This window comes from Brevundimonas sp. M20, assembly GCF_006547065.1.
GTDB lineage: Bacteria > Pseudomonadota > Alphaproteobacteria > Caulobacterales > Caulobacteraceae > Brevundimonas.
In genome coordinates this window covers 1,654,744-1,680,432 of the sequence record NZ_CP041243.1, presented here as the reverse complement: position 1 = coordinate 1,680,432, position 25,689 = coordinate 1,654,744, and the positions used below count along the sequence as shown (strand labels likewise).

Annotated in this window: 30 protein-coding genes; 18 read left to right on the top strand and 12 right to left on the bottom strand. The window is 66.9% G+C overall.

From position 1 onward, the window contains the following. Window positions 1-19 precede the first annotated feature (19 nt). The 9 genes from surE (at window position 20) to FKQ52_RS07985 (ending at window position 7,158) form a co-directional block, all read left to right on the top strand. Window positions 20-811 carry a 5'/3'-nucleotidase SurE gene (gene surE / locus FKQ52_RS08025; protein WP_141626698.1) on the top strand — a complete coding sequence of 264 codons (792 nt, stop codon included), beginning with the start codon at window positions 20-22 and terminating at the stop codon, window positions 809-811. Then, on the top strand, window positions 808-1,179 hold the full coding sequence (locus tag FKQ52_RS08020; protein WP_141626697.1) for a hypothetical protein: 372 nt from the start codon (window positions 808-810) through the stop codon (window positions 1,177-1,179). The genes surE and FKQ52_RS08020 overlap by 4 nt, the downstream gene beginning before the upstream one ends. Next, window positions 1,176-1,820: a protein-L-isoaspartate(D-aspartate) O-methyltransferase gene (locus FKQ52_RS08015; protein ID WP_141626696.1), complete on the top strand. Its 645-nt coding sequence runs from the start codon at window positions 1,176-1,178 to the stop codon at window positions 1,818-1,820. Before FKQ52_RS08020 ends, FKQ52_RS08015 begins: the two co-directional genes overlap by 4 nt. A 97-nt stretch (window positions 1,821-1,917) precedes the next feature. Then, complete coding sequence (locus tag FKQ52_RS08010) at window positions 1,918-3,096, top strand: M23 family metallopeptidase (RefSeq protein ID WP_141626695.1); 1,179 nt, start codon at window positions 1,918-1,920, stop codon at window positions 3,094-3,096. A 151-nt stretch (window positions 3,097-3,247) separates the two neighbouring features. Beyond that, window positions 3,248-3,526: a preprotein translocase subunit YajC gene (gene yajC / locus FKQ52_RS08005; protein ID WP_141626694.1), complete on the top strand. Its 279-nt coding sequence runs from the start codon at window positions 3,248-3,250 to the stop codon at window positions 3,524-3,526. A gap of 31 nt (window positions 3,527-3,557) precedes the next feature. Then, window positions 3,558-5,147 (top strand): protein translocase subunit SecD, encoded by a 1,590-nt coding sequence (gene secD / locus FKQ52_RS08000; RefSeq protein ID WP_141626693.1) that lies wholly within the window; start codon window positions 3,558-3,560, stop codon window positions 5,145-5,147. Then, window positions 5,147-6,136, top strand: a complete 990-nt coding sequence (secF, locus tag FKQ52_RS07995; RefSeq protein ID WP_141626692.1) for a protein translocase subunit SecF — start codon at window positions 5,147-5,149, stop codon at window positions 6,134-6,136. The genes secD and secF overlap by 1 nt, the downstream gene beginning before the upstream one ends. 73 nt (window positions 6,137-6,209) lie before the next feature. After that, window positions 6,210-6,833, top strand: a complete 624-nt coding sequence (locus tag FKQ52_RS07990) for a squalene/phytoene synthase family protein (RefSeq protein ID WP_141626691.1) — start codon at window positions 6,210-6,212, stop codon at window positions 6,831-6,833. A 16-nt stretch (window positions 6,834-6,849) separates the two neighbouring features. Further along, window positions 6,850-7,158 (top strand): hypothetical protein, encoded by a 309-nt coding sequence (locus FKQ52_RS07985; RefSeq protein WP_141626690.1) that lies wholly within the window; start codon window positions 6,850-6,852, stop codon window positions 7,156-7,158. Window positions 7,159-7,172: 14 nt separating this feature from the next. On the opposite strand, the gene FKQ52_RS07980 is transcribed toward FKQ52_RS07985, so the two are convergent. From FKQ52_RS07980 to trmFO, 3 genes are read right to left on the bottom strand one after another with little or no spacing between them, the layout of a single operon-like run. Further along, the gene (locus tag FKQ52_RS07980) at window positions 7,173-8,057 is read right to left on the bottom strand and encodes an oxygenase MpaB family protein (RefSeq protein ID WP_141626689.1); all 885 of its coding nucleotides are present in this window, start codon (window positions 8,055-8,057) and stop codon (window positions 7,173-7,175) included. Window positions 8,058-8,072: 15 nt separating this feature from the next. Further along, complete coding sequence (locus FKQ52_RS07975) at window positions 8,073-8,279, bottom strand: hypothetical protein (RefSeq protein WP_141626688.1); 207 nt, start codon at window positions 8,277-8,279, stop codon at window positions 8,073-8,075. Next, complete coding sequence (trmFO, locus tag FKQ52_RS07970) at window positions 8,276-9,673, bottom strand: methylenetetrahydrofolate--tRNA-(uracil(54)-C(5))-methyltransferase (FADH(2)-oxidizing) TrmFO (protein ID WP_141626687.1); 1,398 nt, start codon at window positions 9,671-9,673, stop codon at window positions 8,276-8,278. Before trmFO ends, FKQ52_RS07975 begins: the two co-directional genes overlap by 4 nt. 122 nt (window positions 9,674-9,795) lie before the next feature. On the opposite strand from trmFO, the gene FKQ52_RS07965 reads away from it, so the two are divergent. Continuing rightward, the gene (locus tag FKQ52_RS07965; protein ID WP_141626686.1) at window positions 9,796-10,719 is read left to right on the top strand and encodes a hypothetical protein; all 924 of its coding nucleotides are present in this window, start codon (window positions 9,796-9,798) and stop codon (window positions 10,717-10,719) included. 82 nt (window positions 10,720-10,801) lie between these two features. Beyond that, complete coding sequence (locus FKQ52_RS07960; protein WP_141626685.1) at window positions 10,802-11,617, top strand: hypothetical protein; 816 nt, start codon at window positions 10,802-10,804, stop codon at window positions 11,615-11,617. Between the two features lie 21 nt (window positions 11,618-11,638). Here the strand turns inward: FKQ52_RS07960 and uvrA are convergent, their stop codons facing one another. Beyond that, window positions 11,639-14,584 (bottom strand): excinuclease ABC subunit UvrA, encoded by a 2,946-nt coding sequence (gene uvrA, locus FKQ52_RS07955; RefSeq protein ID WP_141626684.1) that lies wholly within the window; start codon window positions 14,582-14,584, stop codon window positions 11,639-11,641. Between the two features lie 202 nt (window positions 14,585-14,786). On the opposite strand from uvrA, the gene FKQ52_RS07950 reads away from it, so the two are divergent. Beyond that, window positions 14,787-15,260, top strand: coding sequence for a hypothetical protein (locus FKQ52_RS07950; RefSeq protein ID WP_141626683.1), 474 nt, complete (start codon window positions 14,787-14,789; stop codon window positions 15,258-15,260). A gap of 3 nt (window positions 15,261-15,263) precedes the next feature. On the opposite strand, the gene FKQ52_RS07945 is transcribed toward FKQ52_RS07950, so the two are convergent. Further along, the gene (locus tag FKQ52_RS07945; RefSeq protein ID WP_141626682.1) at window positions 15,264-15,743 is read right to left on the bottom strand and encodes a group III truncated hemoglobin; all 480 of its coding nucleotides are present in this window, start codon (window positions 15,741-15,743) and stop codon (window positions 15,264-15,266) included. 52 nt (window positions 15,744-15,795) lie between these two features. Then, window positions 15,796-16,236 carry a hypothetical protein gene (locus FKQ52_RS07940; protein WP_141626681.1) on the bottom strand — a complete coding sequence of 147 codons (441 nt, stop codon included), beginning with the start codon at window positions 16,234-16,236 and terminating at the stop codon, window positions 15,796-15,798. Between the two features lie 127 nt (window positions 16,237-16,363). Here FKQ52_RS07940 and FKQ52_RS16640 point away from each other — a divergent pair, with 127 nt between their 5' ends. Together FKQ52_RS16640 and FKQ52_RS07935 are read left to right on the top strand one after the other, a co-directional pair. Further along, the gene (locus tag FKQ52_RS16640) at window positions 16,364-16,501 is read left to right on the top strand and encodes a hypothetical protein (RefSeq protein WP_240811593.1); all 138 of its coding nucleotides are present in this window, start codon (window positions 16,364-16,366) and stop codon (window positions 16,499-16,501) included. Then, window positions 16,467-18,035 carry an ABC-F family ATP-binding cassette domain-containing protein gene (locus tag FKQ52_RS07935; protein ID WP_240811592.1) on the top strand — a complete coding sequence of 523 codons (1,569 nt, stop codon included), beginning with the start codon at window positions 16,467-16,469 and terminating at the stop codon, window positions 18,033-18,035. The genes FKQ52_RS16640 and FKQ52_RS07935 overlap by 35 nt, the downstream gene beginning before the upstream one ends. Here FKQ52_RS07935 and FKQ52_RS07930 read toward each other — a convergent pair. Genes FKQ52_RS07930 through FKQ52_RS07915 form a run of 4 tightly spaced genes read right to left on the bottom strand, consistent with a single transcriptional unit; the run spans window position 18,032 to window position 21,537 of the window. Continuing rightward, window positions 18,032-19,615 (bottom strand): EAL domain-containing protein, encoded by a 1,584-nt coding sequence (locus tag FKQ52_RS07930; RefSeq protein WP_141626679.1) that lies wholly within the window; start codon window positions 19,613-19,615, stop codon window positions 18,032-18,034. The two genes, FKQ52_RS07935 and FKQ52_RS07930, sit on opposite strands and share 4 nt — an antisense overlap. A 55-nt stretch (window positions 19,616-19,670) precedes the next feature. Further along, window positions 19,671-20,114: a flagellar basal-body protein FlbY gene (locus FKQ52_RS07925; protein WP_141626678.1), complete on the bottom strand. Its 444-nt coding sequence runs from the start codon at window positions 20,112-20,114 to the stop codon at window positions 19,671-19,673. Continuing rightward, window positions 20,111-20,428, bottom strand: a complete 318-nt coding sequence (locus FKQ52_RS07920; RefSeq protein WP_141626677.1) for a rod-binding protein — start codon at window positions 20,426-20,428, stop codon at window positions 20,111-20,113. The genes FKQ52_RS07925 and FKQ52_RS07920 overlap by 4 nt, the downstream gene beginning before the upstream one ends. Before the next feature lie 2 nt (window positions 20,429-20,430). Continuing rightward, entirely contained in the window at window positions 20,431-21,537 is a 1,107-nt protein-coding gene (locus tag FKQ52_RS07915; RefSeq protein WP_141626676.1) for a flagellar basal body P-ring protein FlgI, read from the bottom strand. 184 nt (window positions 21,538-21,721) lie between these two features. On the opposite strand from FKQ52_RS07915, the gene FKQ52_RS07910 reads away from it, so the two are divergent. The 4 genes from FKQ52_RS07910 (at window position 21,722) to FKQ52_RS07895 (ending at window position 24,549) form a co-directional block, all read left to right on the top strand. Further along, window positions 21,722-22,168, top strand: a complete 447-nt coding sequence (locus tag FKQ52_RS07910; protein ID WP_141626675.1) for a flagellar assembly protein FliX — start codon at window positions 21,722-21,724, stop codon at window positions 22,166-22,168. Between the two features lie 160 nt (window positions 22,169-22,328). Continuing rightward, window positions 22,329-22,757 carry an RNA polymerase-binding protein DksA gene (gene dksA, locus FKQ52_RS07905; RefSeq protein WP_141626674.1) on the top strand — a complete coding sequence of 143 codons (429 nt, stop codon included), beginning with the start codon at window positions 22,329-22,331 and terminating at the stop codon, window positions 22,755-22,757. A gap of 100 nt (window positions 22,758-22,857) precedes the next feature. Next, window positions 22,858-24,192, top strand: coding sequence for a glutamate--tRNA ligase (gene gltX, locus FKQ52_RS07900; protein WP_141626673.1), 1,335 nt, complete (start codon window positions 22,858-22,860; stop codon window positions 24,190-24,192). A gap of 30 nt (window positions 24,193-24,222) precedes the next feature. Further along, window positions 24,223-24,549 (top strand): DUF6572 domain-containing protein, encoded by a 327-nt coding sequence (locus FKQ52_RS07895; protein ID WP_141626672.1) that lies wholly within the window; start codon window positions 24,223-24,225, stop codon window positions 24,547-24,549. A 69-nt stretch (window positions 24,550-24,618) separates the two neighbouring features. Here the strand turns inward: FKQ52_RS07895 and FKQ52_RS07890 are convergent, their stop codons facing one another. Beyond that, window positions 24,619-24,912, bottom strand: a complete 294-nt coding sequence (locus FKQ52_RS07890) for a hypothetical protein (protein ID WP_141626671.1) — start codon at window positions 24,910-24,912, stop codon at window positions 24,619-24,621. A gap of 127 nt (window positions 24,913-25,039) precedes the next feature. Then, window positions 25,040-25,636: a TIGR00730 family Rossman fold protein gene (locus tag FKQ52_RS07885; protein ID WP_141626670.1), complete on the bottom strand. Its 597-nt coding sequence runs from the start codon at window positions 25,634-25,636 to the stop codon at window positions 25,040-25,042. Between the last annotated feature and the right edge of the window lie 53 nt (window positions 25,637-25,689).

The following is a 25,689-nucleotide window of genomic DNA, read 5'->3' as shown; positions in this document are numbered from 1 at the left end:
GCGTTAGGTCAGGTCGATCATGAGAATCCTGCTGACCAACGACGACGGCATCGAGGCCGAGGGCCTGGAATGTCTGGAGCGGATCGCCCGCACCCTTTCCGACGACATCTGGGTCTGCGCGCCCGCTGTCGAGCAGTCCGGGAAGGGGCGGGGGATCACCCTGACCGAGCCTTTGCGGGTCAACCGGCTGGGGCCCCAGCGCTTCGCCGTCACCGGCACCCCGACCGACTGCGTCGTGCTGGCGGTCAATGACCTGATGCCCGTGAAGCCCGATCTGGTGCTGTCCGGCGTCAATCGCGGGCACAATGTCGGGGAGGACTGCTCCTACTCCGGCACCGTCGCCGGCGCCCTGCAGGGCATGGCCTTCGGCATCCGCTCCATCGCCCTGTCCCAGAGCCTCGAGCGCTTCCACGACGAGGTCACCGCCCACTGGGAGACCGCCGAGGCCTTCGCGCCCGGCATCATCACCCGCCTGCTGGAGCAGAAGTGGGCGCCCGGCGTGGTCATGAACCTCAACTTCCCCAATCGCCCGCCGGAGGCCGTCACCCAGGTCGAGGTCACCCGCCAGGGCTTCCGCGACATCGGAGAGATGCACGCCGTCCGCCGCACCGACCTGCGTGGCCGCGACTACTACTGGATGAGCTTCCGGGGCGAGAAGCAGGAGCATCCCGAGGGCACCGACCTGCGCGCCATGGACGAGGGCCGCATCTCGGTCTCGCCCCTGCACATCGACCTGACCCACATGACCAGCGTCAACGACCTGAAGAAGGTCCTTGGCGGCGTCCCCCCCAAGGCGGTGGCGGCCGAATGAGGATCGCGCTCGCCCTGACGGTCACGGCCGTGCTGCTGGGCGGCTGCACGACCACGGCCCCATGGCCGGACCGGCCGGAGGTCGACTTCGGCTGCGACGGGCCGGGGTTCTGTTCGGTTCGGGGAACCCTGAGACGCCCCATGCCGGACGCGCCGGCCCGGGGCGTGCTGGAACTCGACGACGGGCGCTGCCTGTTCGTCGATCTTCCGCGCAAGGTCAGGGAGAGGGGAGACCGCTGGTGGGACCGGCGGGTGTCTGTTCGCGGCCCGGCGGTGCTCGCGGCAGGATACGGTCCCGTGCCGAACGAGCGCTGCGCCGGGACACTGCTGCTCTATGCCGAACGCCTCTCGTTGAAGGGCGACCGATGAAGCTGAACGATGACCGCGCCGGACGTCTGATCCTCGGCCTTCGCCAGCAGGGGGTCACGGACCCGCGCGTGCTGACGGCCATGGAGTCGATCGACCGCGCCGTCTTCGTGCACGAGAAGTTCCTCGATCAGGCGTGGGAGGATCAGGCCCTGCCGATCGACTGCGCCCAGACGATCAGCCAACCCTATATCGTCGGCCTGATGACCCAGGCGCTGGACGTGCAGCAGCGCCATCGCGTGCTCGAGATCGGCACCGGCAGCGGCTATCAGGCCGCCGTGCTCAGCCGACTGGCCCGCTACGTCTATTCCATCGAACGCTACCGCAGCCTGCTGACCGAGGCCGAGAACCGGTTGCGGGTGCTGGACATCGACAATGTGATCACCCGCCACGGCGACGGCGGGCTCGGCTGGCCGGAGCAGGCGCCGTTCGACCGCATCATGGTCACCGCCGCCGCGCCCGGAGAGCCGACCGAGCTTCTGAAGCAGCTGAAGCCCGGCGGCGTGCTGGTCTGTCCGGTGGGACGCAGCTCGGTCCAGATGCTGCATCGCTATACGGGCCAGCCGGACGGCTCCTTCCGCCGCGAGAGCCTGACCGAGGTGCGTTTTGTCCCGCTGGTTGAGGGGACGGCGCGCGAAGGTTAGACCTGTCGCAAGCTTTGATTAACCTTCCCGCCCAACTTTGGCGCGGTTTTCCGGGTCAGGTCGGCCCGGTTGTCGGGCGCTTTTGCGGAGCGGGTGAATGAATCGAACGGGCGTGACGCGCATCGTGATGGTCGCGGGGGTGATGAGCCTTCTGGCGGCCTGTTCCAGCTATCCGAGTGAGCCGCGCTATTCGATCCACGCCGACCGGCCCGCCGGACCGCCCTCCACGACGCCGCCGCCCGGTCCCGTCTATCCGACCCGCCCCATGCCGACCGGCCCCGCGCCGACCGGAGACGGCGTCCGCGGCGCAACCGATCCGGCCCGCGAGGTTCCGCCGCCGCGGGGCGCGCCCGTCGAACGCATCGAGGGCGGAGAACTGGGGGCGCCGGTTTCCAATGCTCCGCGTCCCTACGATGCACCGACCCGTCCCTACACCGAAGTGCCGAACGCGCCCTATGCGCCGGCCGCGCCTCCGGCCGGCCAGCCGGCCGCCGGGCCCTCGTCCGAAGGCTTCACCACCCCGCCGCCGCCCGCGCGTGGCGGAACGGCGGGCGTCTCCGTCGCCGGCGCGTCCTATGAAATCCAGCCGGGCGACACCATTTCCGGCGTCGGTCGTCGCTTCCAGACCCCGGTTCAGGTTCTGATCGACCTCAACAACCTCGGTCCTCGCGCCGCGATCAGCCCGGGTCAGCGGATCGTCCTGCCCGCGAACGCGGTGGACATCGGCGGCGATCCCTATGCGACCGGGCCGTCGCCGATGGGCGTGACCGTGCCGGAGGAGGGCGTTCCGCCGCCGCCCCCGCCGCCGCCCGCATCGACCCTGCCGCCGCCCCCGCGTCAGCCCGCCGCCTCGGCCCCGCCTGTCGCCGCACCGCCCGCGACGGGCGCCGTGGCGCTGGACTGGCCGGTGCGGGGCGACATCCTGCGCCGCTTCGGCCCCGTCGGAATGGGCGAGCGCAACAACGGCGTGAACATCGGCGCCCCCGCCGGCGCCGTGGTCTCGGCCGCCGCCGCCGGTCGCGTCGGCTATGTCGGCGATGATCTGGCGGGGCAGGGACTGACGGTCCTGATCGTCCACCGCGACGGCTGGCGCACGGTCTATGGTCATCTCGGTTCGGCCACGGTGCGCGACGGCGACACCGTGACGGCGGGTCAGCAGGTCGGAACCGTCGGAACAACCGCCGGCGACGGACGCCCCTCGATTCATTTCGAGACCTGGCGCATGCGCGGCGACGAGCCGACGGCGCTTGACCCGCTGACCGTGTTGCCGCGATAGCGCAACCCGAAGGCCGTGCTTTCGCGCCGCGTTGCAAAGTGTAACGACGCGCCCTAGGTTCCGCGCCTCATTTTCAGGGGCAGCGCCGAGGGCGCGCCCGGCGTTGTTTCGGAGATCTAAAGTGCAGGAATTGCTGGCTGGCCCGGGGTCGATGTTCATCTTCCTGGTGCCGATGATCGCGCTCTTCTACTTCCTCATCCTGCGCCCGCAGCAGCAGCAGGTGAAGAAGCACAAGGCGATGATCGAGTCGGTCAAGCGTGGCGAGACCGTCGTGCTGTCGAACGGCATGATCGGCAAGATCACCCGCGTCGAGACCGACGAAGCCATGGTCGAGATCGCCCAGGGCGTGAACGTCCGTGTGATCAAGACGATGATCGCCGACGTGCGGAACCGCACCGACGTCGCCGCCGCCAACGACGCCAAGGCCTGATTGGTCTCCTGAAAGGTTCGGGGCAGCCCGCATGATTCACCTGTCGCGCTGGAAGGTCATCCTTCTCGCCCTGTCCGTCCTTTTCGGTATCGTCTTCACGGTCCCGAACTTCCTGAGCCAGGCCCAGCGCGACGCGCTGCCGGGCTGGGTGCCGAAAAGCACCCTGAACCTGGGCCTCGACCTTCAGGGCGGGTCCTACCTGCTGCTGGAAGTCGACGTTCCGGCCATGCGCGCCGCGCGCCTGAACAACCTGGCGGAAGACGCCCGCACGGTTCTGGGCGAGGCCAACGTCAGCGTCAGCACGATCAACCGTCAGTCGGACGGCGTGATCATCACCCTGTCCAACCCGGCGCAGATGGAACTGGCCCAACAGGCCATGGGCGCCCTGATCTCCGGCAACGCCCAGGGCGTGGCCGACCGGGTTGTCCAGCGTCAGGGCAACGACCGCATTCGCTACGCCTTCAGCGACGCGACCATGAACGCCATGGCCTCTGACGCCGTGACGCAGTCCATCGAGATCGTGCGTCGCCGTCTGGACAGCGACGGCACCAAGGAAATCTCGATCACCCGTCAGGGCGCGAACCGCATCGTCGTTCAGGCTCCGGGTCAGAGCGATCCCGCCGCCCTGAAGCGACTGATCGGCCAGACCGCCCAGCTGACCTTCCAGATGGAAGACTATCAGAACGCGGCCCGCGCCCTGCAAAGCGGCATCATTCCCCCGGATTCCGAAGTCCTGATGGACGAGACCGGCCAGCCCTATCTGCTGAAGCGCCGCGTTGTCGTTTCGGGCGAGAACCTGACCAAGGCCTCGGTGGGGCAGGGTGAGAACAACCAGATCGCCATCGACTTCCGCTTCGATGGTCAGGGCGCGCGCCGCTTCGGCGAGGCGACCTCCGCCAACATCGGCCGCCGCTTCGCCATCGTGCTGGACGGCAAGATCATCTCGATCCCGACCATCAACAGCGCCATCAGCGGCGGCACCGGCCAGATCACCGGCAACTACACCATCCAGTCGGCCAGTGAGTTCGTGAACCTGCTGAACGGCGGCGCCCTGCCGGCCCCGCTGAACGTCGAGGAAAGTCGGACCGTTTCGGCCGAACTGGGCGAGGACGCTGTCGCCGCCGGCGCCCTGTCGACCGCCATCGGCTTCCTGATCATCGTCGTCTTCATGCTCCTGGCCTACGGCCTGCTGTTCGGCGGCATCTCTGTCATCGGCCTGGTGCTGAACGGCCTGATGATCGTGGCCTGTATGAGCCTTGTCGGCGCGGCCCTGACCCTGCCGGGTATCGCGGGTCTGATCCTGACGTTCGCGGTGGCGGTGGACGCCAACGTGCTGATTTACGAACGGATGCGCGACGAGGCCCGTGCCGGCCGGAGCGTCATCGCCTCGATGGACGCCGGCTTCTCCAAGGCCATGGCGACCATTATCGACGCCAACGTCACCACCCTGGTCGCCGCGGCGATCATGTTCTTCGCTGGCGCGGGCCCCGTTCGTGGCTTCGCCTGGACGCTGGGCATCGGGGTGTTCACCTCGGTGATCTCGTCCGTGCTGGTGGCGCAGGTGCTGCTGGCGTTCTGGCTGAAAACGGCCAAACCCAAAAAACTGCCGATCGCGGAGTGATGGCGATGCGTGGATGGCCCCTCATCAAACTGCTGCCGCAGAAGACCAATTTCCGCTTCGTTCGCTATGCGAAGCCGGCGGCCTTCATCTCGGTGATCCTTTGCGTCGCGGCGCTTGTCTCCTGCTTCATGCCCGGTCTCAACATGGGCATCGACTTCCGTGGCGGCGCCTCGCTGGAGGTGGCCAAACCGGCCGGGCAGGTGATCAATCTCGAGGACGTGCGCGGCGCTGTCAGCCGCCTCGATCTCGGCGATGTCGGTGTGCAGGGCATCGCCCGGCGTGACACCAACATCGACGACGGCTCGACCGCCATCGTGCGCTTCCAGATTCCGGAAGGCCGTGATCAGACCGCCGTCGTGACCGACGTCGAAACCGCCATCAGCCAGGCCACCGGCCAGGTCACCTATTCCGGCGTGAACGTCGTCGGGTCCAAGGTCTCGGGCGAACTGTTCATGTCCGGACTGATCGCCCTCGGTTCCGCCATCGGCCTGATGTTCCTGTACATCTGGTTCCGGTTCGAGCCCCAGTTCGGGTTCGGCGCCGTGGCCGGTCTGGTGCACGACGTGATCCTTACCTTCGGTCTGATCGTCGTGTTCCGCCTCGAATTCAGCCTGACCATGGTGGCCGCCATCCTGACCGTCATCGGCTATTCGATGAACGACACTGTCGTCGTGTTCGACCGCCTCCGGGAAAATCTGCGCAAGTACAAGGCCATGCCACTGCGCGACGTGATCGACCTGTCGCTGAACGAAACCCTGTCGCGGACGATCATCACCGGCGTCACCGCCGTCATGGTGCTGGCCGCCCTGGCCGTCTTCGGCGGCGAGGCCCTGTTCGGCTTCTCCATCGCCCTGATGTTCGGCATCATCATCGGCACCTATTCGTCGATCTACGTCGGCGCGCCGATCATCCTGCTGTGGGGTGTGAAGCGCGGCGGTCCGTCCGACGACGCCAAGCCGATCAAGCTGGGCATGGCCTCGCGGCCCTGATCCGGCCCGGGAAGGTATATTGGTCTGACGGGGCGGGTCTGACGATCCGCCCCGTTTTGTTTGCGAAGGACGCATGACCGATCTCGACGCACAGGTCCGGGAGGCCGACATCGACCGCTGGCTGTCCAGCCGGTTCGTCACCGACCTGCGCGCCCGGGCGGATCTGATCACCCTGTACGCCTTCGAGGCGGAACTGATGGCCATTCCGTCGCGCGTGACCCAGCCCCTGCTGGCCGAGATGCGCTTCACCTGGTGGGCCGAGCAGATGGACGGCGTGTTCAGCGGCGTCGCCCGCAAGGGCCATCCTGTTCTGGAGGCGCTGACTGGTCTGGTCGAGCGACACGGCCTGCCCCGTGCGCCCTTCGACGCCCTGATCGAGGCCCACATCGGTCGGGTGCATGGCGATCCGCATGACCTGGACGCCTTCTATGTCGGGCCGATGCAGATCGCGGCTCAGGTGCTGGCCGGTGAAGGTCATGAGGCCGCCGTCGTCGACGCCGGGCGCGTGCGCGGTCTGGGCCAGACCGGTCGTGGGGACGAGGCGAAGGCCCTGCGTCGTCAGGCCAACAGCGCCCTGAAAGCTCTTCCGGTCGCCGCTTTTCCGGCGGTCGCTCCGGCGGCGTTGGTCCGAACGGATGCGCCGGAGTTCCTGAAACGCCTGACGCTCGTGGCCGCGACCGTGCGCGGCCGGATCTGATCTGGAGGACCGTCCCATGGCCGCATTCGCCGACATCATCCTGCTGCTGGGTCAGGTCTTCGGCCTGGCCGCCGCGCCGGCCGCCATCACCGGCTTCTTCATGCGGGACGGGGGCGTGCCGCCACGCGGCTTCGCCCGGGCCTTCAAACTGGCCTATGCGCCGTGGCTGCTGACCATGGCGATGTTCGCCGGCTTCCAGTGGTACTGGTCCTCCATCCTCGGCTACCCCATCGGCGAGGTCCCGATCGTCGTCACCTTCGCCATGCTGGGTCTGGGCGGCTACGGCGCGGTCTACTTCGTCCGTCTGGCCGACAGGAGGGTCTGAGCCGAACCCGGCGGTCAGTAGCGCGTCACTTCCGGCGGGTGAACACGGGTGTTCGGCGAGCCCCGAAAGGCCCAGCGGATGAAGCGCGCGGTCGACAGGGCGGCGCCCCGGGTCAGCGCGCGCGGCGGGCCAAGCGGACGCTCGTGCATCGCCTGCGCCCAGTCCGGCAGGAGATCCAGACCGGCCTGCATGATAACGCCCGCGGCCGCATCCACCGAAGGCGCCCCCACTCGCTGCCGCATCACCATCCGGGCCACCTCGCGCGTGCGCTCATCAGCCTTCAGTTGCGGGCGATAGCTCTGGATCAGGGCCTCGGCCGCCGCCCGGGTCCGGGGCAGGGGATCGGCGTGCAGGGCCGCGCCGATCCGGGCCATCTCGTCGAAATAGGCGTCCTGATCCGCCATCGACATGTCCGGCTCGCCATACCGGATCCACGCCTCAAGGAAGCTGATCGTCTCTGTCACATGCACCCAGGCCAGCAGGGCCGGGTCTGACACCCGATAGGGCGTGCCGTCCGGCAGGACGCCCGCCAGCTTCGCATGGATGCGGTTGACCTTGTCGATCATCGCCCATCCGTTTTCGGCATGATCATAGGTCGTGGTGGCGATGAATTTGGCCGTTCGGCGCAGGCGACCGTGCATGTCGGCGCGGAAGTCGGAGTGATCCCAGACGCCCGCCAGAACCGCCGGATGTAGCATCTGCAACAGCAGTCCGGACACGCCGCCGATCATCATGGTGACGACATCGCCATTGACCCGCGCCGCTACCCCATCAGCCGGGAACAGGGCGTCGGCCCGGCGCAGCACCGGCCGCTCGCCCTTGTCGGCGTCGTTGAAGACGTCCGTGATCTTCTGGCGAACGGCGCGCCGTGCGAAGTCGAAAGGACGCCATGACCTCATCCGAAGTCCTCCGCCTCAAGCCTGACCGGCGGGCGGTTGAAGGCTGAGAATCTTGCGGTCCAGTCGGGCCACCTCATCCTCAAGCCGCGCCTTCTCGGAGGCCATATCGATCGGAGAACCGTCGTCATAGGTGATCCGGGCCCCCTTCGCGATCAGATCGAGGCGATAGATCAGGGTCGTGCGACGGTCGATCAACCGCGCCAGTTCGGTCTGTTCCGTCATCCGTTCGCGTCCCGCCAGGCCTTCAGGGCCTCGAGGCCGCGAAGGCTCATCAGCCGCTTCTTGGCGCGCCCCCGCTCCTTGGGATGGATGCGCTTTCCGTCGGCGTCGACCTTGGGCGCCTCCAGCGGCGGCAGCAGGCCGTAGTTGATATTCATCGGCTGGAACTTCGATCCCTCCAGATGTCCGCCGGTTATGTGTTCGACCAGCGCGCCCATGGCCGTTTCGGGCGGCGGAGCGGACACATCCTTGCCCAGCGCTTGCGCGGCGGCGAGGCGACCGGTCAGCAGCCCCATGGCGGCGCTCTCGACATAGCCCTCGACACCCGTGACCTGACCGGCGAAACGCAGACGCGGGATGGCCTTCAGACGCAGTTGCTTGTCCAGCAATTGCGGACTGTTCAGGTAGGTGTTGCGATGCAGGCCGCCCAGACGCGCGAACTGCGCGTTCTGCAGCCCCGGGATCATGCGGAAGGTCTCGGCCTGCGCCCGGTGCTTCAGCTTCGTCTGGAAGCCGACCAGATTGTAGAGGGTGCCCAGCGCATTGTCCTGACGCAGTTGGACGATGGCGTGCGCCTTGACCGTCGGATTGCGCGGATTGGTCAGGCCTACCGGCTTCATCGGCCCGTGGCGCAGGGTCTCTCGTCCCCGCTCGGCCATGACCTCGATGGGCAGGCAGCCGTCGAAGTACGGCACATTCTCCCAGTCCTTGAACTCTGCCTTGGGTCCGTTCAGCAGGGCGTCGATGAAGGCCTCATACTGTTCCTTGTCCATCGGACAGTTGACGTAGGCGGCGGCGTCTCCGCCCGGACCTTCCTTGTCATAGCGCGACTGACGCCAGGCGATATCGAAGTCGATACTGTCGGCATGAACGATGGGGGCGATGGCGTCGAAGAAGGACAGGCTCTCTTCACCCGTCGCCTTCAGCACGGCCTCGGCCAGGGCGGGCGAGGTCAGGGGACCGGTGGCGACGATGACATTGTCCCACTCTTCCGGCGGCAGACCCGCGATCTCTTCCCGCACGATGGTGATCAGCGGATGGGCTTCCAGCTTCGCCGTCACAGCCTGCGAGAAGCCGTCACGGTCCACGGCCAGGGCGCCGCCCGCCGGAACCTGATGAGCGTCGCCGCAAGCCATGATGATCGAGTTCAGCGCCCGCATCTCGGCGTGCAACAGGCCGACGGCGTTGTACTCCCAGTCGTCCGACCGGAAGGAGTTGGAACAAACCAGTTCGGCCAGACCGTCCGTCTGGTGCGCATCGGTCTTCACGCCCGGAACCCCGCGCATTTCGTGCAGGATGACGGGAACCCCGGCGTTGGCGATCTGCCAGGCGGCTTCTGAACCGGCAAGGCCGCCGCCGATGACGTGGACGGGAGAGGGAGAGGTGGTCGTGCTCATGGGCGGGGTTCTAACGGCCTGACCGGGGGACGCCAGTGTCTTAATCGCGGCAGTGGCGGATGCTGGCCTTACAGCTACGGTGCACCTAGGGTGCCGGACGGGTTTGAGGGCTGGAGGGGCCGATGACATTTTCAATCACCAAGGCCGCCTTCGAAGGCTTCCGGATCATGCGTCGCGCGCCGGTGGCGGTCGTCATGTGGGGCGTCACCTATTTTGTCTGCATCGGCCTGATCCTGCTGGCCGCGAGCGGCGCGGTCTTTTCCATGGTCACCGCCATCGGCGACGCCGAACCCACGGCGGCGCAGTCCTTCCGGATCGGCAGCAGCGTGATCCTCGCCTATCTGATCGCGATACCTCTCAGCCTGGTGGCGGCCTCCATCGTGGTGGCGGCGACCTGCCGCGCGGTTCTGACCCCGAAGAAGCCCGGCTTCTTCTTCATGCGGCTGGGCGGCGCCGAGTTCCGCCTTATGGGCGCCTATATGCTGATCGCGCTGGGCTTCGTCGCCGCCATGCTGCTGATCTTAGGAATCATCGGCGGGATTATGGGCGGAACCGCCGCCATGAACGGTGCAGGCGCGATGCCGCCGCGGGTGGTGGCTCTGATCTATCCGGCCTATTTCGGCTTCATCTTCTTCTACGTCTGGATTTCGGTGCGGCTGTCGCTTCTGGGGCCGATCACCGTGGCGGAAGGCCGGTTCGCGCTCGGCCGGGCGTGGGCGGCCAGCCGCGGCCGCTTCTGGGTTCTGCTGGATCTGGGCGCCGCCACCGTCTTGCGCTGGTTCGTGCTCTATGCGGTCGCCGTGACGGCGTTCAGCACCCTCGCGCTGATCGCCATCGGCGTCGTGCCGGATATCGCCGACATGGACCCCTCAAGAGTGACCAGCACCGTCCTGCCGCTGATGCTTGTCGGCGCTGTCCTGTTCGCGGGCTTCGCGGCGCTGCAGTTCACCGTTCTGAGCACACCTTTCGCGGTCTTCTATCGCGACGTCGTCGCCCCCACGATCCTTCCGGAAGAGGAACCCGGCGCGATCGACCCCCGGTTCTGAGGGCCGTCGCGACGCGTGGCCGCGTCGGGGTGACACCCGGTGGGGCGGTCTCTAGAACGGGCGGCGAGTCACGGAGAACATGATGAAGATCGCCGCCACAGAAGCCGTTTTCGAAGGCTTCCGCCTGACCCGGCGACGCCCGGGCGCCGTCGCGCTCTGGGGCGCCGTCTGGCTGGTCGGCCTGTTCCTGATCGTGCTGGCTGCCCTGCCGATGATCGCGCCCTATCTCGATGAGCTTGCGGCGGCGCAGGGTGATGCGAGCAAGCTCTCCGCGGCGGCGACGGCGGGGATGGAGCGGGCCTCCCTCATGGCCTTTCCGGTCGTGTTTCTGATCCAGGCGCTGCTGGCGACGGCTGTCTATCGCGCCGTCCTGCGCCCTGAACAGAGCTCATTCGGCTCGCTTCGGTTGGGGCGCGATGAAGGCCGGATGCTGGTGATCACCGTGCTGGTCGGCGGCGTCAGCCTGGCCCTGAACCTCGGCGGTGAATACCTGGTTCGCCTGGCGTCGGGCGCCAACATGATCGTCGGCGCCTTGGTTTGGCTGGTCGTCACGGCGCTGGTGGTCTGGCTCTCGGTGCGTCTGAGCCTGATCGCGCCGCTCAGTTTTCATCGGGGACGTCTGGCGTTCGCCGAGGGCTGGACGCTGTCTAAACCGCTCTTCTGGCCGCTGCTCGGCCTGATGATCGTCACCTTCGCCCTGGCGGTCGTGGTGGCCTTGCTGCTGATCCTGATCGGCTGGCCGTTGCAGGTGGCCATGTCCGGCGGCGGAGCGGGTTCGCCAGGGGCGGCTCTGGGCGCCCTCCTGATCCTCATCCTGATCCCGCTGGGCATGGCGATGGTGTCGACCATCATCTGGGCGCCCTTCGCGGCGATCTGCCGGGATCTTCCGGACGCCTGATCCCGGCTTGAGCGCGGACCGTCAGGCCCGCGCCTTCGCCCTGGCCTTCACCGGCTTGGCGGGCGCATCCGCCGACAGGGAGGCGACGCGCGCCTTTCGCCGGGCCTCGTGCCGGTCCAGCACCTCCTTGAGGTATTTGCCGGTCCAGCTCTTCGCATTGGCCGCGACATCTTCCGGGGTGCCGACCGCTACGATCTCGCCGCCGCCGTCGCCACCCTCGGGACCGAAGTCCAGCAGGTAATCGGCGACCTTGATGACATCCAGATTGTGCTCGATCACGACGATGGTGTTGCCGCTCTCGACCAGCTCCTGAAGCACCTCCAGCAGCTTGCGGGTGTCCTCGAAATGCAGGCCTGTGGTCGGCTCGTCGAGGATGTAGAGCGTCTTGCCGGTGGCCCGCTTCGACAGCTCCTTGGACAGTTTGACCCTCTGGGCCTCGCCGCCCGACAGGGTCGTCGCCGACTGGCCCACCTTGACGTAACCCAGACCGACGCGCTCCAGCGTCTGCATCTTGTCGCGGATCGAGGGCACGGCGGTGAAGAAGCGCGCGGCTTCTTCCACCGTCATATCAAGAACGTCCGAGATGGACTTGCCCTTGAACACGATCTCCAGCGTCTCGCGGTTGTAGCGCTTGCCGTGGCAGACGTCGCAGGTGACGTAGACGTCCGGCAGGAAGTGCATCTCGATCTTGATCAGGCCGTCGCCCTGGCAGGCCTCGCAGCGTCCGCCCTTCACATTGAACGAGAACCGGCCCGGGCCGTAGCCACGCGCCTTGGCTTCCGGCAGACCGGCGTACCAGTCGCGGATCGGGCCGAAGGCGCCGGTATAGGTGGCCGGGTTCGAGCGCGGCGTGCGGCCGATGGGCGACTGGTCGATGTCGATGACCTTGTCGAACTGCTCCAGTCCCTCGATGCGGTCGAACGGGGCAGGGGCGTCGGACGCGTTGTTCAGACGCCGCGCGGCCGCCTTGTACAGGGTCTCGATGGTGAAGGTCGACTTGCCCCCGCCCGACACCCCGGTGACGCAGGTGAACAGGCCGACCGGAATCTCGCCCGTGACGTTCTTCAGGTTGTTGCCGGTCGCGCCCGAGACCTTGAGCATCCGCTTGCGATTGATCGGACGGCGGCCTTCCGGCGGCAGCTCGATCTCGCGCTCGCCCGTCAGATACTTGCCCGTCAGCGAGTTGGGATTGGCCATGACCTCGGCGGGCGTGCCCTGGGCGCAGACCTGCCCACCATGGACGCCGGCGGCCGGCCCCATGTCGATGACGTAGTCGGCGGTCAGGATGGCTTCCTCGTCATGCTCGACCACAAGGACCGAGTTGCCGAGGTCGCGCAGCCCCATCAGGCTTTCCAGCAGGCGCGTGTTGTCGCGCTGGTGCAGGCCGATCGATGGCTCATCCAGCACATAGAGCACGCCGGTCAGGCCCGAACCGATCTGGCTGGCCAGACGGATCCGCTGGCTCTCGCCGCCGGACAGGGTGCCCGAACTGCGGGACAGGTTCAGGTAGTCCAGGCCGACGTTGTTCAGGAAGCGCAGCCGGTCGGTTATCTCCTTCAGAATCCGCCGGGCGATCTCCATCTGCTTGTCGGTCAGCTTGCCGTTGAGGCTCTGGAACCACTCGTGGGCGTGCTTGATCGACAGCCATGACACCTCGGCGATGTCCTCGCCGGCGATCTTCACCGCCAGCGCCTCAGGCTTCAGACGCTTGCCGCCACAGGCTTCGCAGGGCGTCTCGGACTGGAACCGGCCCAACTCCTCGCGCACCCAGGCCGAGTCCGTCTCGCGCCAGCGGCGCTCAAGGTTCGGCAACACGCCCTCGAAGGCCTTCAGCGTCTCGTACTTCCGGGCATTGTCGTCATAGACGAACTTGATCTTCTCTCCGCCCGAGCCGTGCAGAATGACGGTCTGGGCCTTGCCCGGCAGTTCCCGCCACGGCTTGTCCATCGAGAAGCCGTAATGGGTCGACAGCGACTGCAAGGTCTGGGTGTAGAGCGGGGAGGGCCCGCGCGACCACGGCGCCACCGCGCCCGCATGCAGGGTCTTGTCGCGATCCGGCACCACCAGATCCGCATCGAACGCCAGCTTCACGCCCAGACCGTCGCACACCGGGCAGGCGCCGAACGGGTTGTTGAACGAGAACAGCCGCGGCTCGATCTCGCTGATGGTGAAGCCCGAAACAGGGCAGGCGAATTTCTCGGAGAAGGTGATCCGGCGTGGGCCGGTCTCGCCTTCCATGGTGTTGGCCCATTCGGCCACGGCGATGCCGTCCGCCAGACCCAGAGCGGTCTGCAGGCTGTCGGCGTAACGGCCCTCCAGCCCCTGTTTGGTGACGATCCGGTCCACGACGATGTCGATGTCGTGCTTGAACTTCTTGTCCAGCGCCGGGGCGTCCTCGATAGCGTAGAACTCGCCGTCGATCTTCACGCGCTGGAAGCCCGCGCGCTGCCACTCGGCCATCTCCTTCTTGTACTCCCCCTTGCGACCGCGCACGACCGGGGCCAGCAGCAGGAGGCGCTCGCCGTCGGCCAGCGCCGTCAGCTTGTCGACCATCATCGAGATGGTCTGGCTCTCGATCGGAAGCCCCGTCGCGGGCGAATAGGGCACACCCACGCGCGCCCACAGCAGACGCATGTAGTCGTGGATTTCCGTGACGGTGCCGACGGTCGAGCGCGGGTTCTTGGAGGTGGTCTTCTGTTCGATCGAGATCGCCGGGGACAGGCCCTCGATCAGGTCCACATCCGGCTTGCCCATCAACTCCAGGAACTGGCGGGCATAGGCGCTCAGGCTCTCGACATAACGGCGCTGGCCCTCGGCGTAGATGGTGTCGAACGCGAGCGAGGATTTGCCCGAGCCCGACAGGCCCGTCATCACCACCAGCTTCTCGCGAGGAATGTCGAGATCGACACCCTTGAGATTGTGCTCGCGGGCGCCGCGGACGCGGATGAAGTTGTGCTTTTCGGTCATGGATTCCGGGAACGCGGGGAGGGCCGGGTAGGGTCCGGCGCGACAGCGCTATATGGGGGATGGTTTGGGGAAATCAGCAAGAACATTATAGGAACCGACAACCGCTTTCGCCAGACTGCTGACAGCAGATGGCAGCAGCCCTTCGGTTGCGCCCCCCGGGACCGCCTGACAGTGTGCCCCTTCGGAAGTGGGGAGAGTTCGAATGTTCAGAGCGGTTCCGGTCATCGCGGCGGTGATGATGTCGGCGGGCGTCGCGGCGTGTGGCCTGCCTGCCGCCACCGCCAGCCCCGAACGGGAAGCGGATGCACGGGCCCTGATGGAGGACCTGATCGCGGACCGTGACGATGTGCTGGTCGGCAAGATGTCGATGCAGGTGAATCCGGCTGACGTCCGCGCCCAACTGCCCTTCATGAAGACCCTGGTTCCCGAAGGCCCGCTGCCTGCCGGGACCGTCGCAGGCTGGCGCGCCAATGCCGGCGCCACCGGTTCGACCTATGAGGTCGCCCAGACCTATCAGTATCCCGACCGCACCCTGACTGTCAGCACTGTGTTCCGGAAAGAGGGGGCGGTCTGGAAAGTGCTCGGTTTCCATATCACCCCCACCATGATGGCCGAGCCGCCGGTCCAGGTCGTCCAACCCGCCCCTGAAGCCGGAATGGCCAAGGGCGCGCAATAGGGCTCAGCCCTGCGGCGTCCAGCGCCGCCGGTAGCGCTCGCCTGGTCCAAGAAGGACGTTGTTGGCGTTGGCCACGCCCAGTTCCAGGCTTTCGGCGATGCGTCGGGCGCGCGTCATGAAGTGGGCGGCGGCCGTCGGCGGGCAGACCTCTCGGGTCGTTTCCTCGAAGAGGGCCAACCAACGGTCGAAATGGCCGGCGTCGATGGGCAGAGGCAGATGCTTCGGCGTCGGCCGCCCTTCATAGACGCCGGTGGACAAGGCGACGGATGACCAGAACAGCTTCATCTGCGCCAGATGCGATCCCCAGTCCTCGACCCGCTCCGCGAAGATCGGGCCGATCAGGGCGTCATCACGGACCCGCGCGTAGAAAGTCTCGACCAGCCGGTCGATCATGGCTTCATCAATACCCGTCGCAGCCCGGATACGATCCGTCGCCGCCTGACGACGCGCGGCGAAGGCTTCAGCGGTGTCGGCATGGGTCATGGGGATGATCTAGGCTTCACCGGCCGATGGAACCAGAGCCCGCGGCGCCGCGTCAGTCCGATGCGATCAGGAAGTCACCGGCATTGAACGTCAGCAGGCAACGCGCATCACCGCCCGCCGCGTCCACGGTGCAGTAATCCACCCCGATCAGATCGCGCTGCACCTTGGCGGTCGAACGGTAGCGCCGCCCCTCATGCTCGAACCCCGTATCCATCCGCTCGCTGTGGGGCCCGAGGGCCTGCCAGAAGGCCGCGGCGATAGGACCGTCGCACGTGAACAGCAGCAGTTCATCGCCGCCGTCGATCACCTGCCGGTAGCTGTTCCGTTCGGCGGCCTGCCGGATGCAGTCGGCATAGAGCCGGGCGTGCGGGCCGGTCGCCTGGGTCTCCAGCGGCGCATGGTTCGGCGGAGGCGGCGGCGCCTCCGGGCCATGAACGCAGGCCGCCGTGGCGAACAGGCCCGCGACAGCGGCGAACCGGATCAGATGACGCATGGACAGTCCTCCCGCGCCCAGCCTTTCACGGCCTCGTCAGAGACGCCAGATGGGAAAGGGCTTGCGTCCGGAACGATCCGCACCCATCCTTTCCCTATCGAGTGAGTTCACTGGAGGCCCGACGATCATGATCAGCACGCTGGAAATCGGTTTCGCCCTTTCCGCTGTCCTGCTGACCGTGCTCGCTTATGCCCTCACTCCCAAGCCGAAACCCGTCCGCATCCGCACTCGTGACGCTCGATCGCGTCGCGGCCCGCACGCCTGACGGCCACACCCTCTTCTCTGATCTGAGCCTCGCTTTCGGGCGGGAGCGCACCGGACTTGTCGGCCGCAACGGCTCCGGCAAGACCACCTTGCTGCGCCTGATCGCCGGTCTGTCCGAACCCATCGAGGGCGCGATCAACCGCGCGGGAAGTGTCGCTTGGCTGGCGCAGCGGGCCGAACCGGCGCCCGGCGAGACCCTGGCCGACACCCTCGGTGTCGTCGGGCCCTTGTCGATCATCGCGCGCGTGCTGGCGGGTGAGGGGACTGCCGAAGACCTCGACGCCGCCGACTGGACTCTGGAGGAGCGGATCGCGAATGCACTGTCCGAAGTCGGGCTCGACTCGCCGGACCTGTCCCGCCCCACGTCGTCGCTCAGCGGCGGAGAGCAGATCCGACTGAGAATGGCCGTCCTGCTGCTTGATCGGCCGGACCTGCTGCTGCTCGACGAGCCGACCAATCATATGGACAGGGAAGGACGCGAACGGATCGCCGACCTGCTGACCCGCTGGCCGGGCGGCGTCGTGGTCGTCAGCCATGACCGCACGTTGCTGCGGCATATGGACAGGATTGTCGAACTGTCCGGCCTCGGCCTGACGACCTATGGCGGCGGTTACGATCTCTACGCCGAACGAAAGGCCGCGGAGCGGGCGAGCGCCGAGCGCGATCTGGACCTCGCCGAAAGCGAGGTTGGTCGTGTCGCGCGAGAAAGTCGGAAGGCCGTCGAGAAGAAGGCCCGGCGTGATCGCGCCGGGCGGGCCTTCGCAATGAAAAAGTCCGAACCGGCCATCCTGCTGGGCGCCATGGCCGAGCGCGCCGAGAACTCCGCCGCCCGCGAAAACCGTCTGGCCGCGCGCAGGGCAGAAGCGGCCGAGGCCGATCTGGCTGCCGCGCGGGACAGGATCGAACGTATCCGGACGCTCGACATTCCCATGCCGCCGACAGGTCTTTCCGCAGGCCGGACCGGACTGGTGCTGGATGAGGCAGGCTGGTCGACCTCTGATGGACGACAGATCGTCGGACCCGTCTCGCTAAGGGTGACAGGCCCGGAACGGATCGCGATCACGGGGCCGAACGGGGCCGGCAAATCGACCCTGCTGAAGCTCATGGCCGGAGCGCTGACGCCTTCAACCGGCCGGATCGAGCGTCCCATGCAGGCGGCGCTGCTGGATCAGGAGGCCGCCTTGTTGAATCCGGATGAGACGCTGGTCGAGGCCTACCGTCGCCTGAATCCGGAAGCCACGCCCAACGACGCCCACGCGGCGCTGGCGCGCTTCCTGTTCCGCAATGTCGCCGCGCAAAAGTCGGTCTCGGCCCTGTCCGGCGGCGAAAGGCTGCGGGCGGCGCTGGCCTGCGTCACAGGCGGCGCGCGACCGGCGCAGCTGTTGATCCTTGATGAGCCGACGAACCATCTGGACCTCGACGCCGTCGTGGCGGTCGAGGCGGCCTTACGCGGCTATGACGGCGCGCTGATTGTCGTCAGCCACGATCCGGACTTCCTCGATGCGATCGGGATCGACCGGACGCTGGCGCTTTAGCCCCAGCCGAGCACCTCGCCCTTGCGGCGCGAGGAGACCGGCGCGGCGACGACGGGGGTCTCGGTCGGGCGTCCGAACAGCCAGCCCTGACCGTAATCGACGCCGAGCGACTTCATGATCTCGGCCTGCGCCTCGGTCTCGATCATCTCGGCGACAGTCTGGATTTTCAGTTCCCGGCACAGTTCCAGGATGTTGGCGGCGAGCGTGCCGACCTTCGGATCTTCCTCGATCTCCCGGGCGAAGACCCCGTCCATCTTAAGCAGATCGACCGACAGTTTTCGCAAATAGCTCAGTGACGCCGCCCCGACTCCATAGTCATCCAGGCAGACCTTGATGTCGGCCTCGCGCAGGGCTTGCACCCGGCGGTTGGCGCCGTCCAGATCGGCGACCGCGGCCGTTTCGGTGATCTCGACCATCAGGCGCTTCCGGACTTCCGGACTGCTCGCCGTCATCCGCAACAGACCCTCGACGTAGCGGTCGTCGGCCAACGACACCCCGGAAACATTGACCGCCGCCTTCACCAGACCGAAGCCGGGCTTGCGCAACTGGGACACCGCCTTCTCGGCGACCGCGAGATCAAAGTCCTCGATCAGCCCGAGCTCTTCAGCCATGGCGATGGGCCCCGTCGGCGCCTGCTGTCCTCCGCCGAAGCGCGACAGGGCCTCGAAATGGTGCACCAGCCGGGTGTCCAGTGACACGATCGGCTGCCAGACCAGCGTGAAATCCCGGGCGCGCACGATGCCGCGGAACCGATCCGCGTTCTCGACTGTGCGACGCAGGCGCTCGCCGAACCGGTCACCGGCCGTCACGCCGTCCTTGAGGTACTCGCTCAGCGCCAGCCGCAGCGTGCGGACGGCGACGGCGGCTTCCACGGCCCCGATATCCGCGCGACTGGCCTGAGCCGAAATATCCAGACCTTCCGCCGCGCAGAGGGCGCGTATCTCCACTGTCAGATCGGCCACATCCGAGCCGCTTCGCATCAGTGCGAAACGATCCGGGGCCAGTTTGGCCGCGCTGGCTCCATCGACCGAGGCGGACTGCAGACAGGCTTCGATCCGCTGGCTGGCGTTGCGATGAGCCTCGTCATCGAGCTCGCCCAACCCCGGAACCTCGACGAAGTCCACCGACACGCCCGGCGGGTTCGGGATGCTCCCGGAGGTCAGCAAGGCGCTAAGTCGCTTCAGAAGCCCCCGGGCGTCCAGCAAAGGCTCCGTCAACGGCGCGATCGCCTGATAGGCCGCGCCCTGCCAGGCCATGGCGCACGAGACGGCCGGCGCAAGGTCCGGCAGCAGGAAGGCGCGCAAAACCGCCCTGCGGGCCCGTCCGTCGCCGGTCAGCACCTCGACTTCGACCGGACCGGAGCGAACACCCGGCGACAGGGCGCGCACCGCCGTGGTCACCCTTTTGCGCGAGGCGTCTCCCATGAAGGTTTCAAGAGCCCGGCTGGTCCACGCCGCGCCGGGGTCGACACCGGGCGCCGGGCCCGCGCCGATGGCGAAGGTCACCGTCTCCCCGTCCAGCTCGAGAAGCACATCGGAAGCCGCGAAAGCCATGCCGAGGAGGCGGGATTTGATGCTCATGCCTCAGGCGTACAACGACTTGCGTTAAAAACGCCTTTGCGGCGACCCGTCGAAATTACGCCGTTCGGTTCAGGGCCACCGCGCGCGCGTCCCCGGCGTTGGCCCGGCCCGAAGCGCCATAGGCGGACGGCGATCCGCGCTGACCGGCCACCTCGGCGGCGATGGTCTGGACCAGCCCTTCGGAAATGACCCGGGCGGCCTCAACGGCCGCGGCGTGACGCGCCAGCACGGCCTCGAACACCTGTGTCGCCTTGAGCAGCGCGGCGCGATAGGCCGCCGGGGCCGGTGCGATCACCTTGGGGTTGGCCCGCAGCTGGACCGACTCGCGGCGATAGGCGTTCGCCAGTTCCTGGGTCGCGGCGACCGTCGCGGCGGCGTCCTGAGGACGGCGGGCTTCGAAGGCCTTCGACTCCTCGATCAGGCAGGCGGTCAGGCGCTCGGTCAGATCGGTCATCTGCTTGACGCGCGCGGTGGCGTTATGAACGGCGGGGTCGGTCATGCTTGTCCCTGTTCCTGCATCTTGATCATCTGGGCCATGACCTGATCGGCCAGACCGATCCCGCCGGCCTTCACGGTCTGCTTGGCCATGGCGTCGATCATGAAGCTGCGCCATTGACCTTCAGCCTCGCCGCCGCCGAACATCCCGTCCGTCTTCAGCCCCTCGAACATCGGCTTGAGCATCTGCGACAGGAAGGAGGCCTCGAACTGTTCGGCGGTCTCGCGCATGCGGGCGGCGTCGCGGCTGCGCTGCACATCAACCCCGATCGCGGGCAGGCCGCTGGAGAAGGGAGAGGTGATGGTCATGTCGATCATGGTCACATCACCTCGATGTCGGCTTGCAGGGCGCCCGCGGCCTTGATGGCCTGCAGGATGCTGATCATGTCGCGCGGGCTGACGCCCAGGGCGTTCAGGCCGTTGACCAGGCTGGACAGGGAGCTTCCGCCGCCCAGCATCCGCATCTGCACGCCGCGTTCTTCCTCAACCGTGACATCGGACTGAGGCAGCACGACCGTCTGACCGCCGCGGCTGAAGGGCTCGGGCTGGCTGACCATCGGGCTCTCCTGGACCGAAACGGTCAGGTTGCCCTGGGCGATGGCGACGGTGGAGACCCGCACGGCCTCGCCCATGACCACAACGCCGTTGACCTCGTCGATAATGACCTTGGCCGGAGCATCCACTTCGACGGACAGGTTCTCGACCCGGCTGATGAAGCCCGCCATACCCAGACCCGCCGGAGCGCGCAGGGCCACGACCGTGCCATTCTCTGCCAGGGCGCTGTTCGGATAGGACTGGTTGATCACCGCCGCCATTCGCTGGGCCGTGGTGAAATCCGGGTTGCGCAGCGTCAGCCGCACCTCATTCATATTGGCCAGCTCGAAGCCGGTCTCACGCTCGACCGTCGCGCCCGAGGCGATTCTGCCCGCCGTCGGCACGCCGCGCGTGATCGATGAGCCCGAGGCGCCTGAAGCCGAAACCGAGCCGGTCTGCACCGAGCCTTGCGCCACCGCATACACCTGACCGTCGGCTCCTTGCAGGCCGGTCACGATCAGCGACCCGCCCAGCAGGCTCTTGGCGTCGCACATGGACGAGACGCTGACGTCGATTCGCGCGCCCGGTGTAGCGAAGGCGGGGAGCTCCGCGGTGACCATCACCGCCGCCATGTTCTTGGTGTTGGCCGTCGAACCGCGGATATTGTTGCCGAGGCGCTCGCTCATGCCTTCCAGCGACTGCCGGGTGAAGGGGCAGTTGCGCAGCGAGTCACCCGTCCCGGCCAGACCCACGACCAGACCGTATCCGACCAGCTGGTTGGAGCGCACGCCTTCGACGGCGGCGATGTCCTTGATCCGCGACTGGGCCATCGCCGGAGCGGCGAATCCGGCCAGTGCGGCGGCGGTCAGGAGGGAGGCCAGCAATTTCTGCATCGGTCATGTGTCCGGTGAACAGTCGATGCGCCTCGTGTTGCTAACCTTGTGCCAAACAGAAATCTTAACAAAAACAACAAGCGCCTTGCCCCGACGGGCCGCAGCGAGGGCAAATTCTGCCGGGCCGTTAACCAAACAGTGACCAGCGCCCGCGATGTTGACTCATGTCCCGGAGTCGCACCGCATGAAGGTCACCGGCCCTACCGGCCCCACGGCGTCCCAGAGCTCCCGCCCTTCGAAGGCGGCGAGCGGTTTCTCGGTGCCGGGCGCGGCCTCCGCAGCCCCCGCCGGCGCCGCCGCTGCGGCGAGCTCCGTCTCGGGCGTCGCCGGCATGAACGCCCTCATGGCGCTTCAGGGCGTTGAGGACGCCACCGAGCGCCGCCGTCGCGCCATGCGTCGGGGCAGCGGTCTTCTGGATCGTCTGGACGAGTTGAAACTGGCCCTTCTCGCCGGAGAAGCGGGGGAGGGGGCGCTGGAGCGTTTGACCCGCACCTTGCAGGAAGAACGGCCCGACGACGCCGATCCGGGGCTCAAGGCAGTGCTCGATCAGATTGATCTTCGCGCCGCGGTTGAGCTGGCAAAGGCCGATATGACTCGAAATCCGGCCTCAAGCGGCGAAATCTTCCCCTAAATCTCGCGACGCACGCGCCGGGTGATGAAGAAATGTCACGGTTGCGGCGGCGGATTAATCTTTCTCGCTCACACTCGCGAGAGGCGTGTTGCCGCGACTCCCGCGCATCCGTATACGCAGCGGTGCGCCACAGGGGGGCGTTGTTTAGAGCGTGAGTGCGATGAACGCATTGGCGTCTGTTATCGACACGGCCGCGTACCGGCCGTCCGACGACGAGCCGTTCATGAATGAGCGGCAGCTGGCCTATTTCAAGGCCAAACTCATGGACTGGAAGGATGACATCCTTCGCGAGTCCAAGGGCACCGTCAGCAATCTGAAGGCCGAGACCGAGAACCATCCGGACATCGTCGACCGGGCGTCTTCGGAGTCCGACCGGGCCCTGGAGCTCCGGACCCGGGACCGTCAGCGCAAGCTGATCTCCAAGATCGACGACGCCCTGCGTCGGATCGAGGACGGTTCCTACGGCTATTGCGAGGAGACCGGCGAGCCGATCAGCCTCGGCCGGTTGGAAGCCCGCCCGACAGCGACCCTGTCGGTGGAAGCCCAGGAACGCCACGAGCGCCGCGAACGCGTCCACCGCGACGACTGACGGTTCAGGCGGTCCGAACCGCCTGAATATCCTTGCGCGCCTTGACTTCGCCGGGTTGCAGCGCGACCTACGCGCCTCGCATCCCGAGGTTTCTCTTCCCATGACCGTCAAGGTTCGTTTCGCCCCGTCGCCGACGGGTAAGCTGCACGTCGGCAACGTCCGCACCGCCCTGGTGAACTGGCTTTTCGCCAAGGGGCAGGGCGGGCAGTTCGTGCTACGGATCGACGACACCGACCTGGCCCGCTCGACGCCCGAGTTCGAGCAGGGGATCGAGGATGACCTGACCTGGCTGGGTTTGGTCTGGGACGAGCGTCACAACCAGTCCAAACGCTTTGACCGCTATGAGGACGCCGCCGCGCGCCTGAAGGCTTCGGGCCGCCTGTACGCCTGCTACGAAACCTCCGAAGAGCTGGACCGCCGCCGCAAGGTGCAACTGTCGCGCGGCCTGCCGCCCATCTACGACCGCGCCGCGCTGGACCTGACCGACGCCGAGAAAGCCGCTTATGAGGCCGAGGGCCGTCGTCCGCACTGGCGCTTCAAGCTGGAAGGCAAGCGCGTCGCCTGGGAAGATCTGGCCCGCGGCCACGCCGAGGTGGACACCGCTTCCATGTCGGACCCGGTGCTGATCCGCGAGGACGGCCTGTTCCTCTACACCCTGCCGTCGGTCGTCGACGACATCGACATGGCCATCACCCACATCATCCGGGGCGAGGACCACGTCACCAACACCGGCGCCCAGATCGAGATCTTCGAGGCGCTGGGCGCCACGGTTCCGGGTTTCGCCCATATGCCGCTGCTGGTCGGCGCGGACGGCGCGGCCCTGTCCAAGCGTCTGGGCTCCCTGTCGATCAGCGACATGCGCGAGCAGGGCTACGAGCCCATCGCCATCACCAGCCACCTGGGCAAGATCGGCACCTCGGACGCGCTGGAAATCGGCGCCTCGGTGCAGGCGCTGGGCGACAGCTTCGCCTTCTCCAAGATGGGCCGTTCGCCCGCGCGCTATGATACCGCCGATCTGGACCGTCTGAACGCCCAGGCCCTGCACGCCATGGACTATGCCACCGCGCAACCCCGTCTGGCGGCGCTGGACGCCGATCTGGGCGAAGCCTTCTGGGAGGTCGTGCGTCCGAACCTGCAGAAGTTCGCCGACGTCGTCGGTCTGGCCGCCATCGTGCGCGGCCCGGTCACCCCGGTGATCGAGGACGCCGCCTTCGCCGCCGCCGCGCTGGAGGTCCTGCCGGAGACGATGGACGAGACCCTGTGGCCGACCTGGACCAACGCCGTGAAGGAAAAGACCGGCGCCAAGGGCAAGGGCCTGTTCATGCCCCTGCGCCTGATCCTGACCGGCCAAGCCCACGGCCCCGACATGGCCGCCATCGCCCCGATGATCGGCCGCGAGCGCATCGTGCAGCGCCTGAAGGGCGAGACGGCCTAGGGCGCCGCCAGAACAGACGAGAGGGACGGCGTGACGATTGAAGATGTGAACACTGTGGACTTCTCCGGCATTGATCGGTCCAGCAATGAATTCATCTTGGCGATCTCCGATCATCTGCCTTGGGACGACGACCGGCGCTACGACTTACTAGAGCAAAAGATAACCTCCTACCTCAGCTATCTGTCGTCGGGTCAGTTTCTTGAAACGCACCCCGAGGCGTCGGGCATGAAGGTCAGGATCGACCTAATCTGCCAGTACCAACCGCCCGCCGAGCATCTGGATATCTTGGACGCCGTGAAGGGACAGCTTGGCGAAATGGATATCAACTTCTCCCAAATCGTCCTGCCGCCAGCCTGACTTAAGGTGATCAGCAAAAAGGCCGCCCCTCGCAGGGCGGCCTTTTCATTTTCAGCGATACGTCGCCGATCAGGCGGCGTTGCAGGCCGTCAGTTCTTCGGCGGTCAGCGGCGTGCCCTTGTAGGTGAAGGCCGAGACGTTGCCGAAGCGGGCCACGACGCGGCGGCAGGCGCGGGTCGCGGTCTGGCTGTTGCCGCCCGTGGCGGTGCACGACGCGCCGTCGCAGCGCCAGGTGGCGCCGTCGATGATGGTGCGGCCGGCGGGCGCCTTGGAGGCGTCGGTCAGGGTGGCGCTGGTGCCGGCGGATTGAGCGAAGGCGGGAGCGGCGACCAGCAGGGCCGCGGCGACGAGGAAGGCGCGCATTATTGGAGATCTCCGATGAGGTCGGGCGCGCTGGCGCACCCACCATCTCAGTGTGCGTTGTTATTCAAAACTGTCAAGAGCGCGTAGCCAAACGAAACGCGGTCAGCGCGATCTGATCAACGATCACTTACCGCAGATCATGTTGCAAGTGAGGCAGATCGTCCGCGCCCTGCATCAGGGCGATCGCCTCCTCGACGGTATTCACGACACTGTAGGCGTCGCGGAAAGACTCCGGCGTCATCTGCTGCGCGATGCCGGTCTCAATCGCAGCCAGAAGCGTGTCCCAGAAGCCGTTGATATTGAGGAAGATGACCGGCTTGTGGTGAAGGTCGAGCCGCTTCCACGACAAAACCTCGATCACTTCTTCCAGCGTGCCCACGCCGCCCGGCGCGACGACGAAGGCGTCAGACTGGTCGTACATGATGGTCTTGCGCTCGTGCATCGAAGTCACAACCAGGGTCTCCACCTCGTCGAACAGACGCTCGCGGCTGCGCAGGAAGCCCGGCATGACGCCCAGAACCCGTCCGCCAGCCTCGTGCGCGGCCCGGGCCGAGGCGCCCATCAGGCCCACGCCGCCGCCGCCATAGACCAGCCGCCAGCCGGCCCCCGCCGTCTGCGCGCCGAATTCCTGGGCGGCGATGGTGTAGGCCGGATCGGACCGGTCGGAGGAGCCGCAGAACAGGCAGACGGACTTGCCGTCGAACGGCTGGATGGAGATGCTCATGAAGCCTCGAACGTGAAACGGAAGACAGCGGCGGCCCCGCCGCGCTATCGGGG

Excerpts from the sequence above, each read along its gene's own strand:
- FKQ52_RS07945 (WP_141626682.1), bottom strand. The coding sequence starts at position 15,743 with ATGACCCATGCCGACACCGCTGAAGCCTTCGCCGCGCGTCGTCAGGCG.
- FKQ52_RS07950 (WP_141626683.1), top strand. The coding sequence starts at position 14,787 with ATGTTCAGAGCGGTTCCGGTCATCGCGGCGGTGATGATGTCGGCGGGC.
- FKQ52_RS07940 (WP_141626681.1), bottom strand. The coding sequence starts at position 16,236 with ATGCGTCATCTGATCCGGTTCGCCGCTGTCGCGGGCCTGTTCGCCACG.
- FKQ52_RS07885 (WP_141626670.1), bottom strand. The coding sequence starts at position 25,636 with ATGAGCATCTCCATCCAGCCGTTCGACGGCAAGTCCGTCTGCCTGTTC.
- FKQ52_RS07975 (WP_141626688.1), bottom strand. The coding sequence starts at position 8,279 with ATGACGGAACAGACCGAACTGGCGCGGTTGATCGACCGTCGCACGACC.
- gltX (WP_141626673.1), top strand. The coding sequence starts at position 22,858 with ATGACCGTCAAGGTTCGTTTCGCCCCGTCGCCGACGGGTAAGCTGCAC.
- FKQ52_RS16640 (WP_240811593.1), top strand. The coding sequence starts at position 16,364 with ATGATCAGCACGCTGGAAATCGGTTTCGCCCTTTCCGCTGTCCTGCTG.
- FKQ52_RS07930 (WP_141626679.1), bottom strand. The coding sequence starts at position 19,615 with ATGAGCATCAAATCCCGCCTCCTCGGCATGGCTTTCGCGGCTTCCGAT.
- yajC (WP_141626694.1), top strand. The coding sequence starts at position 3,248 with ATGTTCATCTTCCTGGTGCCGATGATCGCGCTCTTCTACTTCCTCATC.
- surE (WP_141626698.1), top strand. The coding sequence starts at position 20 with ATGAGAATCCTGCTGACCAACGACGACGGCATCGAGGCCGAGGGCCTG.
- FKQ52_RS07980 (WP_141626689.1), bottom strand. The coding sequence starts at position 8,057 with ATGAGGTCATGGCGTCCTTTCGACTTCGCACGGCGCGCCGTTCGCCAG.
- FKQ52_RS07965 (WP_141626686.1), top strand. The coding sequence starts at position 9,796 with ATGACATTTTCAATCACCAAGGCCGCCTTCGAAGGCTTCCGGATCATG.
- FKQ52_RS07920 (WP_141626677.1), bottom strand. The coding sequence starts at position 20,428 with ATGATCGACATGACCATCACCTCTCCCTTCTCCAGCGGCCTGCCCGCG.
- FKQ52_RS07915 (WP_141626676.1), bottom strand. The coding sequence starts at position 21,537 with ATGCAGAAATTGCTGGCCTCCCTCCTGACCGCCGCCGCACTGGCCGGA.
- secF (WP_141626692.1), top strand. The coding sequence starts at position 5,147 with ATGGCGATGCGTGGATGGCCCCTCATCAAACTGCTGCCGCAGAAGACC.
- FKQ52_RS07960 (WP_141626685.1), top strand. The coding sequence starts at position 10,802 with ATGAAGATCGCCGCCACAGAAGCCGTTTTCGAAGGCTTCCGCCTGACC.
- secD (WP_141626693.1), top strand. The coding sequence starts at position 3,558 with ATGATTCACCTGTCGCGCTGGAAGGTCATCCTTCTCGCCCTGTCCGTC.
- FKQ52_RS07985 (WP_141626690.1), top strand. The coding sequence starts at position 6,850 with ATGGCCGCATTCGCCGACATCATCCTGCTGCTGGGTCAGGTCTTCGGC.
- uvrA (WP_141626684.1), bottom strand. The coding sequence starts at position 14,584 with ATGACCGAAAAGCACAACTTCATCCGCGTCCGCGGCGCCCGCGAGCAC.
- FKQ52_RS07990 (WP_141626691.1), top strand. The coding sequence starts at position 6,210 with ATGACCGATCTCGACGCACAGGTCCGGGAGGCCGACATCGACCGCTGG.
- FKQ52_RS08010 (WP_141626695.1), top strand. The coding sequence starts at position 1,918 with ATGAATCGAACGGGCGTGACGCGCATCGTGATGGTCGCGGGGGTGATG.
- FKQ52_RS07910 (WP_141626675.1), top strand. The coding sequence starts at position 21,722 with ATGAAGGTCACCGGCCCTACCGGCCCCACGGCGTCCCAGAGCTCCCGC.
- trmFO (WP_141626687.1), bottom strand. The coding sequence starts at position 9,673 with ATGAGCACGACCACCTCTCCCTCTCCCGTCCACGTCATCGGCGGCGGC.
- FKQ52_RS08015 (WP_141626696.1), top strand. The coding sequence starts at position 1,176 with ATGAAGCTGAACGATGACCGCGCCGGACGTCTGATCCTCGGCCTTCGC.
- FKQ52_RS08020 (WP_141626697.1), top strand. The coding sequence starts at position 808 with ATGAGGATCGCGCTCGCCCTGACGGTCACGGCCGTGCTGCTGGGCGGC.
- FKQ52_RS07890 (WP_141626671.1), bottom strand. The coding sequence starts at position 24,912 with ATGCGCGCCTTCCTCGTCGCCGCGGCCCTGCTGGTCGCCGCTCCCGCC.
- FKQ52_RS07925 (WP_141626678.1), bottom strand. The coding sequence starts at position 20,114 with ATGACCGACCCCGCCGTTCATAACGCCACCGCGCGCGTCAAGCAGATG.
- dksA (WP_141626674.1), top strand. The coding sequence starts at position 22,329 with ATGAACGCATTGGCGTCTGTTATCGACACGGCCGCGTACCGGCCGTCC.